The 14130-nt window shown below is 63.1% G+C and carries 13 protein-coding genes and 4 pseudogenes; 10 read left to right on the forward strand and 7 right to left on the reverse strand.

What is annotated here, in order from left to right:
* Window positions 1-219: 219 nt before the first annotated feature.
* From ACIBG0_RS40950 to ACIBG0_RS40985, 8 genes and pseudogenes are all read left to right on the forward strand, one after another.
* Window positions 220-2538, forward strand: coding sequence for a CoA transferase (locus tag ACIBG0_RS40950; RefSeq protein WP_397040804.1), 2319 nt, complete (start codon window positions 220-222; stop codon window positions 2536-2538).
* Between the two features lie 667 nt (window positions 2539-3205).
* Window positions 3206-4255, forward strand: a pseudogene (locus tag ACIBG0_RS40955) (porin PorA family protein).
* 109 nt (window positions 4256-4364) lie between these two features.
* Entirely contained in the window at window positions 4365-4547 is a 183-nt protein-coding gene (locus ACIBG0_RS40960) for a hypothetical protein (protein ID WP_397040806.1), read from the forward strand.
* The gene (locus ACIBG0_RS40965; RefSeq protein ID WP_397040808.1) at window positions 4544-4681 is read left to right on the forward strand and encodes a hypothetical protein; all 138 of its coding nucleotides are present in this window, start codon (window positions 4544-4546) and stop codon (window positions 4679-4681) included. Before ACIBG0_RS40960 ends, ACIBG0_RS40965 begins: the two co-directional genes overlap by 4 nt.
* A 54-nt stretch (window positions 4682-4735) precedes the next feature.
* On the forward strand, window positions 4736-4936 hold the full coding sequence (locus ACIBG0_RS40970; RefSeq protein WP_397040810.1) for a hypothetical protein: 201 nt from the start codon (window positions 4736-4738) through the stop codon (window positions 4934-4936).
* Window positions 4937-4951: 15 nt separating this feature from the next.
* Window positions 4952-5680, forward strand: a complete 729-nt coding sequence (locus ACIBG0_RS40975) for a PucR family transcriptional regulator (RefSeq protein ID WP_397040827.1) — start codon at window positions 4952-4954, stop codon at window positions 5678-5680.
* 28 nt (window positions 5681-5708) lie between these two features.
* Window positions 5709-6050: an NAD(P)-binding protein gene (locus ACIBG0_RS40980; RefSeq protein WP_397040812.1), complete on the forward strand. Its 342-nt coding sequence runs from the start codon at window positions 5709-5711 to the stop codon at window positions 6048-6050.
* Window positions 6051-6281: 231 nt separating this feature from the next.
* Entirely contained in the window at window positions 6282-7022 is a 741-nt protein-coding gene (locus tag ACIBG0_RS40985; RefSeq protein WP_397040813.1) for a hypothetical protein, read from the forward strand.
* 215 nt (window positions 7023-7237) lie between these two features.
* On the opposite strand, the gene ACIBG0_RS40990 is transcribed toward ACIBG0_RS40985, so the two are convergent.
* From ACIBG0_RS40990 to ACIBG0_RS41010, 5 genes and pseudogenes are all read right to left on the reverse strand, one after another.
* Complete coding sequence (locus tag ACIBG0_RS40990; protein WP_397040814.1) at window positions 7238-7867, reverse strand: HIT family protein; 630 nt, start codon at window positions 7865-7867, stop codon at window positions 7238-7240.
* Between the two features lie 91 nt (window positions 7868-7958).
* Window positions 7959-8162 (reverse strand): annotated as a pseudogene (locus ACIBG0_RS40995) (integrase core domain-containing protein); the annotation flags it as partial.
* A gap of 54 nt (window positions 8163-8216) precedes the next feature.
* The gene (locus tag ACIBG0_RS41000; RefSeq protein ID WP_397040816.1) at window positions 8217-9269 is read right to left on the reverse strand and encodes a tyrosine-type recombinase/integrase; all 1053 of its coding nucleotides are present in this window, start codon (window positions 9267-9269) and stop codon (window positions 8217-8219) included.
* Window positions 9248-9652 (reverse strand): site-specific integrase, encoded by a 405-nt coding sequence (locus tag ACIBG0_RS41005; RefSeq protein WP_397040818.1) that lies wholly within the window; start codon window positions 9650-9652, stop codon window positions 9248-9250. Before ACIBG0_RS41005 ends, ACIBG0_RS41000 begins: the two co-directional genes overlap by 22 nt.
* A gap of 106 nt (window positions 9653-9758) precedes the next feature.
* Window positions 9759-10723: pseudogene (locus tag ACIBG0_RS41010) on the reverse strand (IS3 family transposase); the annotation flags it as partial.
* 485 nt (window positions 10724-11208) lie between these two features.
* Here ACIBG0_RS41010 and ACIBG0_RS41015 point away from each other — a divergent pair.
* On the forward strand, window positions 11209-11445 hold the full coding sequence (locus tag ACIBG0_RS41015; protein WP_397040821.1) for a hypothetical protein: 237 nt from the start codon (window positions 11209-11211) through the stop codon (window positions 11443-11445).
* Here ACIBG0_RS41015 and ACIBG0_RS41020 read toward each other — a convergent pair whose 3' ends face one another.
* Window positions 11446-12708 carry a PPE domain-containing protein gene (locus tag ACIBG0_RS41020; RefSeq protein WP_397040823.1) on the reverse strand — a complete coding sequence of 421 codons (1263 nt, stop codon included), beginning with the start codon at window positions 12706-12708 and terminating at the stop codon, window positions 11446-11448.
* A gap of 18 nt (window positions 12709-12726) precedes the next feature.
* Window positions 12727-13041, reverse strand: coding sequence for a PE domain-containing protein (locus ACIBG0_RS41025; protein ID WP_397040825.1), 315 nt, complete (start codon window positions 13039-13041; stop codon window positions 12727-12729).
* A 745-nt stretch (window positions 13042-13786) separates the two neighbouring features.
* On the opposite strand from ACIBG0_RS41025, the pseudogene ACIBG0_RS41030 reads away from it, so the two are divergent.
* Window positions 13787-13921, forward strand: a pseudogene (locus tag ACIBG0_RS41030) (transposase); the annotation flags it as partial.
* Window positions 13922-14130: the final 209 nt, after the last annotated feature.

Genomic DNA, 14130 nt, shown 5'->3' on the forward strand with positions numbered 1-14130 from the left:
AACGCTTCCTGAAGAAGGCGTGCCGACAGGCAGTCGTCCCCCTCTTACCTTCGACCTCGAATACACCTGCGATTTGCGCCTGTCCCGTTAGGGGTCGGAACCGGAGGAAGGGGCACACGTCTACCTGGCGCCGCAAGCAGGAGAGGAGGTAGCGGTATGACGAAACTCCGGAGCGGCGGTCGTCATGAGCGAACCAATCCAGTGACGACAGGACCCAGAATGACTGACTCGCACGTCCTTCAGATCGTCGAGCTCAGCCGATCGGTGGCAGGAGCCGCATGCGGCAGGCTGTTCGCCGGACTCGGCCACGAGGTCACGCTCTGTGAGCCAGAGGCCGGGCACCCACTTCGGGCATTCGAGTTCACCTTCACCGCCACAGCGGCGGGCAAGCGCAGCATCGTGTGCGACCCAACGCTCGACTCCGCCGCATGGGGAACGCTGCTGTCATCGGCGGATGTGCTGGTTCTCGACCTGTCGCCGAGCGGAGCTGAAGCGCTCGAACTCACTCCCGAGCGTCTCGCGGAGCGCTTTCCGCGGCTGGTAACCGTATCGCTGACCGCGTTCGGCCTCGAGGGTCCGTTCGCCGAGATTCCAGGGGACAGCCTCCTCGTCGAATCCTACGGCGGCTTGACGCAGATGATCGGTGAGCCGGACCGGTCACCGCTAAGCCTGGGAGGCGAGCAGGCGGCCCATACGGCCGCGTTCGTCGGCCTCTTCGGCGCATCGCTTGCGCTGCGGAGCCGCGCGAGGACCGGAACCGGCGACTTCGTCGAGGTCGCCCTGAGCGACGTCGCGGCGTACATGGATTGGAAGAGCGACGTCATTCACGAGCTCACCGAAACGGTTCCGCACCGCACCGGTGCATCGCGAGGGACATGGCGGATCATCGAAGCCAAAGACGGGTGGATCGGCGTCATTTACATGCCCGACCAGTGGCCCGCCGTTGTCGAGTTGATAGGCGACGACCGCCTCATGGACCCGGAGTTCCTGGATCCGCGCATCCGGGTCGAACGGTCGGAAGAGCTGTGGCCGGTGATCGCGGACTCCATCGCACAGCGGGAGGCTTACGAGGTTTACACCTCGGCACAGCGACTGGGCCTCCCGTTCGGGTACGCAGCGGCGGCGGCCGATCTGCTCGGCTCCGATCAGCTCGCGCAGCGGGGCTTCGTGGTTCCGCCCGACCAGCGGCGGCGCGACGCTCCGGTAATTTCATTCCCCTTGCTCGCCGAGAGCACGCCCGAGGTCGAGCGGGCACCCACGCTCGGTGAGGACGCGATCACCCGCCGTCCCGCACGCTCAGCGGCGACGTCGACGACCGAGGTGGGAGTCAGCCGATCGGGTACAGCGCCGCTGACAGGCCTGCTCGTGCTGGATTTCGGCACGATCACCGCGGGCGCGGCCACAGGCAGGCTGCTCGCGGACTATGGTGCGACGGTTATCAAGATCGAGTCGAGTGCCCGGCCCGACCGGTTCCGGCAGTGGGTGATGCCAGGGTCGCAGGTCGCGGGCACAACGATTTCGCCGATGTTCGCCTCGAACAACGTTGGCAAGACCGGTCTGTGCGTGGACCTCAAAACCGAAGGTGGTCGCCGCATCGTCCACGACCTGATCCGGCGGGCCGACGTGCTGGTGGAGAACTTCCGTGTCGGTGTGACCGCCCGGATGGGTATCGACCCGGACACAGTCCGGGACCTGAACCCCGATTTGATCTATCTATCTCTGTCGAGCCAGGGCAACGCAGGACCGGAATCCCTGTACGGCTCGTATGGATCCACGCTCGACCTGCTCTCCGGCCTCGCCAGTGCCACCGGATACGGCGGTGAAGCACCGATCTGGTCGTCGGGGGAAGTGAACTACCCCGACCAGATCGTCGCGATTGCGGGCGCCGCGATGGTGGCGCACGCCATGGCGACGGATCGCGCAGGCGCACGACTGGACATCTCGCAACGGGAGGTGGTGACATGGACGCTCGCCGACCAGCTCGCCGCATACGTTTGGGAGGACTTGCCAATGCGCCCGACGGGTAACCGTCGGCCGGGCGCGACGCCGCACGACGTCTATCCGACTTCGGACACCGCATGGGTCGCCCTCGCTTGCTTCACTGGCGGGCACCGACAGGCACTCGCCGGTGTGATCCCAGGGCTGCCGTCTGATGAGGATGAACAGTGGTGGTGGGACAACCAGGACTACGTCGACGCGCAGATCACCGCATGGGCCTCGACCCGTACCCGCGATGAGGCCGTGGCTGAGCTGCATGGCGCCGGCGTACCCGCCGTCCCGGTCTGCACCGCACAGGACCGCGCCACCCAGTCCCGCTACCGCGAGCGCCGCGTCGCATTGCGCAGCGCAGACGGGAAGTGGCTCAAGGGATTCCCTCTGATCCTGCACGGATTCACGCCTGCCGATCCCGGTCCGGCCCCTGCCCTGACGGCGGACATCCCCGATCCGGAGTCCGAGCTGTTCACCACTGTGCTCGCCAAGATCCTCCCGGCTGCCGACGAGCACGCGCGAGCCACGCCGTCCAGCACACAGTCATAAGGAGTCATATGTTGCCGGAAACGAGAGGGAGCACGATTAGTCCCATCGGCCGGGAGAACCAGCCGGTGCCGGTGACAGAGAGTCTCCGCGAAGCACGGCGACGGATCTGTTGACCCGAATCTGGATGGCCCTCGGGGGCGATCCGGGCCAGGCAAACAGGGTAATCACCGGTGAGCTGACACTGAAGTCCGCCTTCCCCGTGACCGACCGGCCGCCGCCAGCTTCGGTGCGGCGGGCCTCGCGTTCGCCGAGCTAATCGACACAACATCGAACTTTCCCCAAACCACGGTTTGAACTGACCACGAAAGGACGCCTGAATATTGGCGCTATCACGAAACCGCTGACCAACAATCGGGATCGCACCGTCAAAATCCGCTTATCAGGAAATGCTGTCGCCGTCGGCTCCGACTCGCGTACGGCGAAATAGCTATGTACAGCAGGACGGCAACGACCATAAATATACGCCGAATAAATTTCACGTTTCCAACTCGATACAGTCGGCGATCAGATAAATTGAGCTCGGTCATAAGACCGGTCCGGCGCAAATCTCTAGCAGGGACGGCAGTCACCGCCTCCTCTTTGCGCCGCGACCTCCAACATATCGCGACAGACGACGCTGTGCCGATAAATGCATGCGCGTAGCCATTCAATATCAGGGAGCTCATCGATGCCTGTTCGAAAATCATCCGCACTATGGTTGGCACTAGGGCTCATTTTTATAGCAGCCGCAGCAATCATCAAGTTCGTGGCACTGATGAAACTTCCCGCCGATCTCGATCAATCGCAGAAATACACAGGCACGGTGCAGGCGATGGATCCGCAAGCTTTCGCGTCCAATGATCTCGCACATCTCCTTACGCCGGAAATGCCGATAACGGCCGACCGATCGCTGAAGGTCGACGCCGTCAAAGGCGACACCGCGATCGTCACCATCAAAGCGCTTCTGAGCCTCCCCGATGGCTCAAAACAACCGTACGTGCACACCTATGCGGTCAGCCGTGTCGACTAGACGCCGGTCACCATCGGCCAGGACCGAGAAAAGTGCCTGATTCCCGCAAATGCGCAGACGACATTCGAACAACACGCGGGCGTGGCATTCAGTTGGCCCATGGATCCCCCGAAGAATGGTACCGCTGTGTACGACCCGGTAACGCGAACCGCGCAGACAGCGACCTTCGACACCGAAGCGACCCTCGAAGGTCGAGATGTTTACAACTACAAGGTCGACGCAGGCGGACCGATCACCAGTCCCGGCATCCTTGCTCAGTTCAAGGATTTCCCGAAGCAGTTACCTAAAGCCGCTGTTGCCGGACTCTTACAGGTGGGAATGGTTCCGGAACAGTCTCGCGCACTAATTGCCACCGCTTTGCCATCCCTACCTGATCTTGTAAGCGTTGACTTCACAAGCACGAATCTCATCAACCTGGCAGTGGATCGACAGTTCGGTGCGCCGCTGAAGGTCGACCAGACGCGGCGCTTGTATGTATCAATCCCGGTCGATGGGAAGGACGTTCCCACTCTGCCACTGTCGACAGTCAAGCTGCACACTGCTGACTCCGAGGTAGTTGCTGCTGCACACACCTTGGAGAAGAACGCGAAGATGCTTTCAGTTCTCCGACTGTGGCTACCCACAGCACTGCTCGTCGTGGGCATCGTGCTTGCCGCCTTGGGAGTCATCCGTTGGCGAAAGCCAGCCGCGGCCAAAACAACTCGATGACTCTCTGACCGAACTCGACGATCCCGACGTCCCGGCTGGGCAACGCTACCACTCGCTAGCGTTGCCCGGCTGGACAAACCTGCCCGCGCGATAGAGATATTGTGAGTTGATGTCCACCTCGACGCTGAGCTGGGAGCCACCGTCGGCGCACCTATCTGAGCTGATCACCGCGACGGTCGAGCGCTTCGTGGCGGATTTGGATGGGCTCATCGACGAGATGGCGCTGGCGGCCATCACCGCGGCCCCGCGCTGGCCAATGATGCCGCGCTCGAAGAAAGCGTTCGGGCGATGACATTGCGCTGGGTCGACGCCGAGCGCCGCCGACCGGGGCATCGGGTCCCGGTCGATGTGCCGCCGGCAGCACTCGACGTCGCGCGTGATTTGATTCGGCACGGAGTCGACTTCCAGCAGCTCCTGACCGGCTAGCGGTGCGCGGAGAACGTCGGCTGCCGCCACTGGGTGCGGGCGGTAGCAGAGGCCGTGCCGCCCCGGGACGTCGCCGACGTGGCCGACTTCGGCTTGCGTGCCATCAACGACTGGGTCGACGCGGCACTAGCTTCGATAGGCAACCAGATCGACCGGGAACGCGACGATTTGATCGGCAGAGTCCTCACCCGCCGATTGGAAAGGACCACGTTGATCATCGACGGCGCACCGATCCGGGAGGACGTGGCGCGCTAATGCCTCGGGTACGACCTGTCGGGCTGGCATACCGGGATGATGCTCTGGTCCGACGCCCCCGATCACGAGCAAGGTCTGCTCGAGAAGACGGCTCGTGTCATCGCTCTGGGAGCGAATCTTCGTCCGCCCCTGATACTTCCGGCGAGCACCACGACGACCTGGGTATGGCTGAGTGATGACCACCGACTCGATCTAACGCGGCTCCGCGAAGCGATGACACAGGCCCCACCCGAAGTGCTGGCTGCAGCAGGGGCCAGCAGGCCGCACATGGCCGGATTCTGCCGTACCCATCGGGAGGCAGTCGCTGCCCGGCGAGTAGCCGAGCGAAATCCAGGCAGAGAACAGTTCACCGCCCACGACGATGTACGCATTGCGGTTTTGGCCGCACAGGACGAGGAAACTGCCGCGCAATTCATCACCGACGCACTGGGTGAACTCGCCGACGCGGACGTCGATCTCCGCGAAACATTGCGCGTTTATCTACAGGAAGACGGAAATACCGCCCACACCGCGGCGCGATTGTTCACCCATCGCAATACTGTATTGAACCCACTCGAGCGAGCCGAGCGGCTTCTACCGCAACCACTTTCCGGTCGGCGTCTGAGTGCGGGGCTGGCGCTGGAACTGGGTTCATTGGTCGGGCGGGCGGAGATAAGAAACCCTCCGTCGGGTTGTGCAGCCACACAGCCTACGGGTCCTTTCGTGTGTAGAGAACACTTCTGGAGTGACGCCGGTCACGCGTAGCGTCACGGTGGTCGCGAGAGGAGATGTGATGAGCGATTCAATTGACTTCGACGCCGTGGTGATCGGGGCGGGATCCGGCGGTTTGCGGGCTCTGCACGATCTAAGGAAAATGGGCTTATCGACGGTTCTCATCGAGGCCGGAACGAATGTCGACGGTGTCTGGTACTGGACTCGGTATCCGGGAGCGCGGACCGACAGCGAGGCCTGGTATTACTGCTACTCGTTCTCGAAAGAAGTACTCGACGAATGGGACTGGCCCCAGCGATACCCGACCCAGGCCGACATGTCGCGATACTTTCGGTTCGTTACCGATCGGCTCGACCTGCGTAAGGACATCCGGTTCCAAACCCGTATGGCAGGGGCGACGTAGGACGAATCGGCCAACGTCTGGGCCGTGCAGACCGACGACGGGCATTCATTTACTTGCCGGTATCTCGTATCGGCCGCAGCTGTCCAAGCCCTATCTTCCAGACTTCCCAGGATTGGACGCCTTCACTGGCGAGTGGTATCAATCCGCATTTGTCCCAAGCGGGATATCGATTTCACCGGCAAACGGGTCACCGTAATTGGAACGGCGTCCGGAGTCCGGATCGTACCGGTGGTGGCTTTGTCCGCTGCGCAGGTCACCGTATTCCAGCGGACTCCGAACTGCGTGCTGCCGGCGCGAAACCGGCCGATCGACGACGCCGAGCGAGTCGCGATCAAGTCCGATTACGACAATATCTGGAAACGCGCCCGCCGCCAGTTCTACGCAATGGATTTGCCATTGCGCGAGCAGTCGGCGGCCGATCTCAGCGCGCAGGACCAGCAGAGGGTCCTCGAACGGGCCTGGGAGATCGGCGGCTTCCGGTTCCTGTTCGACACGTTCAATGATCTGTGGCTCGACGGCACAGCCAACGAGATCGCTTTGGAGTTCATTCGAAACAAGATCCGGGCGATCGCCAAAGACCCGGCCACCGCGGAATTGCTGTGCCCGCGGTACCCCCCGCGGTACCCGTTGGCCACCAAGCGACCCCCATGCGGGCACAACTACTACGAGGCGTACAACCGCGAAAATGTATCGCTTGTGGATGTAAGCAAGAACCCCATTACCGATATCGTCCCGACTGGCCTGCGCACTGCCACGGATGTGTACGAAGCCGATATCATCATCTTCGCCACCGGGTTCGACGCCTTCACCGGCCCCGCGCAGGGCGTCGATATCCGCGGCCGCGACGGTCGACAGCTGAAGGAAACGTGGGAGACCGTCCCGCGCAGCTACCTCGGTTGGCAGTCGACGGATTCCCCAACATGTTCACCGTGGCAGGCCCTTTGGGCCCCTTCGCCAACGGGCCGACCATGATGGAGGGGCAGGTCGAATGGATCGCCGCCATTTCGCATATGCAGCTGACCTGACCCCAGGTTTTCGGTCCAGGTGGACCGAATCACGGGGTCCCGTCAACACAGCTGATGAAACCAACCGAGCCCCGGACCAAAATAGTCCGAGGCTCGATTAGGGGTATCGTACTGTGCTGATCGCTCAGCTATTTACCGATCGAACATAGCAGGTCCCCGCCACTACGGGCGAACCGATGACTGCCCGTGGTGCTCGATCACGGCCCGCACCCGTTCGACCTCCGGATACACCAGCCAGTCCCAACTTCCAGCCTCAGCTCCCAGCCATTCGGCGAGGTGACGACGGAAGAACTGCGAGCGGGCCTGGCGAGAGTTGCCGATGTAACTTTGCGCCGCCGTGCTCATCGTGAGGTACGATCGTTCGTCTCGGCGTACCCCACCCGTCGCTGCGTCGATCCAGTCGTCATAAGATTGCAGCATAACATCTTCCGCCACGGATTTCACGAACGCCTCCGGCTGCGCGGCCGTGGCAATCAGGTGGATATGGGCGTGGTCATAGCAAGCGCCGCCCTTGTCGCGGAAGTCGTAGCTGCCGTGCTCGAACAGCACCACGTTGTCACCCGAGCGATGTAGCCGGCCAGCCCACCGCGTGAGGAGCTGCCGCAGTTCGGCCTGTTCCGCGGCATTGAACCATCCGGCAGACAACACGTGCCGTTTGCTCAGCACCAGTACGTAGTCCGGCACGAGTGCCCCGATACACGGGAAGACGACGAAATGTTCGGTCTCATCGAGGATGTAGGCGCGGCTGCCCTCGTCGGCGATGCCCAGGTCATAGAACCTGACTTGCACCACTTGAGCTGATTCTTCGGGGTCAGCTCAAGTGGTGCAAGTCAGGTGCAGCGGGCAGCGTACTCGACCGGAGTGAGATAGCCGAGCGCCGAGTGGCGGTGCCGTAGGTTGTGCTCGGTCTTGAAATCCGGATTGGCGTCAAACGGCCGAGGGCGGATTGCCGTCGGCGGCGGTGGTAGGTCCGTTCGATCCAGGTGACGATCGCGATACGCAATTCCTCACGGCTGCACCAGGATCGGCGGTCGAGTACGTTCTTCTGAAGCAGTGCGAAGAAACTTTCCATGGCCGCATTGTCACCGGCTTATCCGGCTAATCTGGGCTGATCTTGCTCTGTGGTGTGGGGGTTCTGGTGTTATCCGGCTGATTTCTGGATGTCTGCGATGGCGTTGTCGAGTCGGGCGATGAGTTTGTGGTGGCGGTCGGCTTCGGTGATCCAGCCGCGGCGTTGGGCGTCGTCGGCGAGTTTGCGGGCGTCGGCGCGTTGGGCGGCGAGGATGGGCAGGTAGGTGAGGTCGGTGCGGAAGTTCGGGCAGTGTTCGCAGATGTTGGCGTAGGGGAAGGCGCCCTGGGCGGGTGCGCGGAGGCAGTATCCGCCTGCCAGACGGGATTTCAGGGCTGGGGTGTCGGTCCAGTCCGCGCCGCCGGTGATGTCGGCCAACGGCAGCGCTTTGGTGCCGGCGGGTGTGGTGGGCAGCGCGGCGAGGTGGTCCTTGGCGAGGGTGAGGGCCCGTTCGTATTCGGTGCGGGCGGTCGCGTCGAACAGGTTTCCGTAACGCAGGCTCATCTGCGCGGATACGTGTCCTAGCAGCGCCATCAGCGACTGCAACGAGACTCCGGCGTTGACCAGGGCGGTGCCGAACGAATGCCGCAACGCGTGCGGATGCCCGGCCGTGACGCCGGACAGTTGGCGGTGATAGCGGAAGATCGTCCGCAGCCCGGCCGCGGTGAGCGGTTGCCCGCGGTTCGGGCCCTTCGCGACGAGAAACAAACGCGCCGAACCTGATTCGGGTCGCTCGATGAGCAGATAGCCCTGGATCACGCGGGCCAGATCCGCGTCGAGCGGGACGGCGCGTTCCTTAGCGCCCTTGCCCCAGACCCGGATCCAACCGCGTCCGATATCGACATCGGCGACGTCCAAGGCCAGCACCTCACACGACCGCAACCCGCAGTAGAGCATCAGCCCGGCGATCGCGCGATCGCGCCAGGTCCGCAGGCTCGCCAGCAGCCGGGCCGCCTCCGACATCGCCAACGGTCGCGGCAGCCTGCGCGGTTCCCGCAGCCGCAGCGCCGACCTCGGGCGTGGTTTGCGCACCAGGTACGCCAGCAATCCGGTCTTCTCACCGGGCACGAACCGTTGCGCATCACGGCCTTTCGGCACCGGACTCACCAGCGACGGGTCGCGCATCGCGCGGAACGCGAATAACCCGACACGGCCACCAGCCGCCGGTTCACCGTCGCAGCCGTATACCCATCCAGCCACCGGCCCGCCATGTTCACCACGTTCGGGCCCGGCCGTCCCGGCAATCGCGCCGCCCGGCACGCAGCCAGATACCGCAGCAGCACCGGCGTGGTCACGTCCTGGCCCCCGAGGCCCTCGCCGAGTAGCCACCGCCCGAACATCACCAGGTCGAACCCATAGGCCCGCACCGTTTTCGGTGAATAGTTGCGATCAGCCAGATAACCCAGATACTCCTCGACCAGCCCCAGCCCGTCGGCACCCGGGCCGTCCAGATACCACCGGCCGGCGTCGTGTTCCAGGCGCAGCCGATCGCGGTTGTCCGTGCTCATCCCGACAGGTCTACTCCGGGTCAGCCGACACGCGGTCACACGAATCGCCGGACGCACCCGCAGCCCCCTTGACCAGAGGAATCGGTGGATATTAGCCGGATAAGGGGCACGCGCCGACACGGCCCATCGATCCGGCCATGCCGTGACGAGTCAAGGCGCGCACAAACTTTCGGCTTCGAAATTGCGATCCGCGGTCGGTGTGCAGAACGCAACCGGCCACGTCGCCACGGCGGGCTACGGCGTTGTTGAGTGCGTGCACTGCCAACGCCGACTTCATCCGAGAATCGATGGAGTAGCCGACGATCCGCTTGGAGTAGACGTCCTTGACCGCACAGATGTAGAGCTTGCCCTCACCGGTGTGATGTTCGGAAATGTCGGCCAGCCACAGCCGATTCGGAGCATCGGCGGAGAAATTGCGGCGGACCAGATCGTCGTGGACCGGCGGGCCGGCCTTGGCTTTGCCGCTGCGTTTCTTGCCGAACACACTCCACCAGCCCTGGGCCGAGCAGATCCGCCATGCGGTCCGGTCGGCCATGGGCTCACCGGCGGCGCGTGCCTCGTCGGCGAGGAATCGGTAGCCGAATTCGGGGTCGTCGCGGTGGGCGTCGAACAGTGCGTTGACCCGATAGGCCTGGTCGAGTTCGGCGTCGGTGACCGGGTCGGCGAGCCACCGGTAATACGGTTGGCGGGCCAGTTTCAGCACCCGGCACGTCACCGTGACGGGGATTCCGTCGTCGGCCAGCTCGCGGACGAGCGGGTAACTCATTTTCCCGGCAGGTTCGCCTGCGCGAAATAGGCGGCGGCCCGTTTGAGGACCTCGTTTTCCTGCTCCAGCAACCGGATTTGGCGTTTCGCCGCCCGGAGTTCAGCCGACTCGCTCGTGCTGGTGCCCGGTTTGGCTCCCTCGTCGACATCGGCCTGGCGCATCCATTTCGACAGCGTCATCGGGTGGATCCCGAAATCCGCGGCGATCTGCTCCAAGGTCACCTCGGCATCGCGGTTGCGAGCGACACGGACGACGTCCTCACGGAACTCGCGGGGATAGGCTTGGGCACAGTGACATCCTTCCAGCCCGCCCGACGGGCAAGCCAACTCAGTTGTCACCTATCCATGCAGCAGTCCCGCTGCAGCTCTACGCCTCGGTGATCAACCTGCTGACCCTGGAAAAGGAGTCCGCGCGCGGCACCGCACCAGTGGCAAATCTTGAGCGCGGCCGCAGACCCCGTTCAAGTCAGAACGTCATCGGCCCCTGCTGATCGAAGTGGCGGCTGACGTCATTTCAAGCGACCTCACCATCCAACGGTTTCCGCACTGAGTCGTTAAGATCGGACACCGTCGATCCCAAGTCCGCCAACAGCTCTCGAGTGGAGTGCGCGCCAGACACATCGGATCCCGTTGCACTCAAGCGGTCTTGTGAATAGCCAACTCCCACCGATCCCAGCTCCACCTCAACGGCAGAGTCTGGATCACAATCGACGGCTACGACCTCTTCCCCAGCACCGGCTGGTTCGACAGCCCGCGGTCGTTCCTGAGGTCCCTGCGCGCCGCGCTCGGGAATGCCCGCCAGCGGTGAGAAAGCCGACTTCTACATCCGGGAAGGAGGGTACTTCGTCAAGCTCGTCCCCATACCGGCTACGCCCGATGCGCGGCACGTCGAGGTGTTCGCGGTAGACAACGGCGGCCGCGATCTCCACGAGGGCAGCAGCGTGGAAACAAGTTGCGTTTGCTCACTGACCGACCTGGACTACCAGCTGCGGACCACGCTCAGCGAACTGTCCCAGGGCGAAAGCTAGCTATTCGGCCTCGCCGTCGTCGGTGTGCTCGATAACTCCGACAGTGGGTGCCGATCCCAACACGGGCACGTCCTGCGGTGCCCCCGGCACGATCACCTTCGATACCTTCGTATCGCCCTCGTCGTCGCGGCGCCGCCGCATCCGCGCCTCGGGCGCGACACTGCCGCGTGGTGCCACCGGACGGCTCGTCGGCGCCTCGGCCGCATCTGTTGCCGTCGCACTGAAGGCCCGTGACTCTCCCGACTGCCAGTTGGCCGGCATCCGGAACCCGGTCGAGGCTCCTGACATCGATCCCACTCCGCCGCGCGTCATTCCGATAACAACCGAGCTGCCCACTCCTCCATTCAGACCGGCGAGCGTGGGCGAGGACGGCGAAGTCTCGTAGAGGCCCGGGTGATTCGTCGGACCGCTGTCGTATCCGTTCGCACCCGAGTCGGTGTTGTCGGTAGTTGGGTTGACGCCGGGCGTCATCTGGGTGGTGTCGGCCGGTGCCGCAGCAGTCGTCGGATCCGTCGTCGTTTGTGTGGTGCCCGTAGGCGATTGGTGTGTGCCCGGACCGGGTCCATTATCGAGTCCACCGGAAGTCGACGAGGGGCCACCGAAAGTTGACACCGGTCCGCCGGAAGTCGGTGAATATAGCGCTCTCGTTGCGAGATTCGTCGGACTGGTCGAGGTCATGATCGGCATCTCCGGACCACCTGAATTGGAGACGATCGGTTGTGCAGCCACAGGCGGCGGAAAACTGGCCAGAATGGGGGCGAGCGTGGCGGCGTATTGATCCATGACGGCGATGGCTGCAGCGAGGATCGCTGCACTTTCGCTCTCCATCAACATCAGCGTCGGAACGACTGGAGCGGCAAACACACTGGCCGCCGCCATCGCCGTCTGCCTGGCCTCGAATTCTATGAGCTCTGCCTGCACCGCCAACATTGCTTGGTGTGCCGTCTTATACGCAGCCTCAGCATCCTTGAGGAGCGTGGAGGTTTTGAGAGCCACATCGGCCTGTTCACGCAACGACTTCGCGTACTGCCGAAACGCCGCCTGCGCGGTATCGGACGAGGGCCCTCGCCAGGTCTCGCCCATCTCGGTCATCGAACCGTTAGTGCTGACCGCGGCGGCATTCAACTGCGCCGCGATGGCCGAGTATGCTTTTGCCGCAGCGTGGATCGATGCGGTCCCAGGCCCGGCGAGTAATGGGTGGATAATCCCCTTCGCAGCAATCACGAAGGGATCGGCGGAGGGCAGCATGGCATCAGCTTTCACGCAAAGGGGGTTGTTGGTTCATGCGGGGAACGTCGATTGCGCGTCGACGCAGGCACCTCCGAACATGTCGGTAATGGCATAGTCTGCGGCAATCACCGGAAGCACCGCGGACGCCGCCTCACCACAACCGATCATCTGGAACGCACTGGGAAAAAAAGCCGCAGCGTGCGCAAAGGTGGCGGGCAGTATCTGCGCGCTCACAACATCGAGGCCCGGAGGTGTCGCAACAGTGACTGGTGCACCCGCTAGTAGAGTTTGCAAAACACTGGAGTGTGCAACATCGAGTTGCGCACCGATAACCGGGAGGTGTTCCGGAGTAACCTTGAGAGACATGGAATTCTCCTAAAAACTTGTTCGCTGGAAGCCGGAGGTTCGATGGCCGCCGCCGCCCCGCTGCGATGGCCGATTATTTCCAGGCGTCGAATGCCCAACCCGGCTGGAGGTACCTGTCGTTCCAGTAACACTCCGATGTCTTCCATTCAGCACGCCACTGGTCGTGAACCGTCTGGCACGCTGGCTGATCGTTGAAGCGCCCGACGTCCCCTCTCGAAATTCCCAAGCGCTGGCCGTAGCCGCGCACGCGACGACGGCTGCACCAGTCAGAGCAGCGGTCATCGTCTTGCGCATAATGTGAATTGCCTTTCTCAATTGTATTGACTGCGCGCACCGCCTCGACTTCGAGACTCCTCGCACAAACGCGATCTGGTGCTGCGGTACTTCCGCAGCACCAGCTGTGAGGACAACATCAACTACCAGAGAGATGCTCAACTCTCTGGGCTTCAATCGACTCTAGGTTGGGGAATGCTTGCTCACATCAGTAGTCCGTCGGTAAGGCTGGGAGTATTTCTTCCGTAGGAAGGTGGCCCAGCCGACCACACGCCGGGAGAACGCGTCGAGCACGACGCAGCAGTAAATCCCCCTCACGCGTGGCACACGAGGTATGAACTTCGCGAGTTCGGTGCCGGCTCACAGCCCAGACGGAACAGCAGCGTCGGCGAATCGTGCTCCATAGCCCGCGCCAGCAGGAAATCGTCCAACTCCTTCAACTCCATCGCCCCCGCAGTTCGCCAGCTCAGATATTGCAACCGCACCGACCGAGGCTGCGGCGAAGGAAAGATTCGGTGAGTTCGCCGGAAAGTGGGGCCAGCAGTATCCCGCGATCGTGCGGTTGTGGGAGAACGCGTGGAGCGAGTTCACGCCTTTCCTCGACTATGGAGGCTGTTGCAGAATCGCTTCGGTGTCGAGGCGTAACATCGCGTATGGCGTTCCCAGGCAAAATATTCGGCGCAGCGAGGTCCTCCCGGGCCGTGGTTCAGGCTGCGGTGGTTGAGGTTCACCCTGGGTAGTGGACACCGAGTTGGCAGGATGTGAGGTCCTGCTGGAAGGATGTCCCTTATGCCTCCTCGCAAGCGTCGGTCGTTC

This window comes from Nocardia sp. NPDC050630 (assembly GCF_044457245.1).
In the GTDB taxonomy this organism is placed as follows: domain Bacteria; phylum Actinomycetota; class Actinomycetes; order Mycobacteriales; family Mycobacteriaceae; genus Nocardia.

Coding starts and splice junctions, on each gene's coding strand:
- ACIBG0_RS40960 (WP_397040806.1), top strand. CDS start 4,365: ATGTCCACCTCGACGCTGAGCTGGGAGCCACCGTCGGCGCACCTATCT.
- ACIBG0_RS41000 (WP_397040816.1), bottom strand. CDS start 9,269: ATGCGCGACCCGTCGCTGGTGAGTCCGGTGCCGAAAGGCCGTGATGCG.
- ACIBG0_RS40980 (WP_397040812.1), top strand. CDS start 5,709: ATGAGCGATTCAATTGACTTCGACGCCGTGGTGATCGGGGCGGGATCC.
- ACIBG0_RS40950 (WP_397040804.1), top strand. CDS start 220: ATGACTGACTCGCACGTCCTTCAGATCGTCGAGCTCAGCCGATCGGTG.
- ACIBG0_RS41005 (WP_397040818.1), bottom strand. CDS start 9,652: ATGAGCACGGACAACCGCGATCGGCTGCGCCTGGAACACGACGCCGGC.
- ACIBG0_RS41025 (WP_397040825.1), bottom strand. CDS start 13,041: ATGTCTCTCAAGGTTACTCCGGAACACCTCCCGGTTATCGGTGCGCAA.
- ACIBG0_RS41015 (WP_397040821.1), top strand. CDS start 11,209: ATGCCCGCCAGCGGTGAGAAAGCCGACTTCTACATCCGGGAAGGAGGG.
- ACIBG0_RS40965 (WP_397040808.1), top strand. CDS start 4,544: ATGACATTGCGCTGGGTCGACGCCGAGCGCCGCCGACCGGGGCATCGG.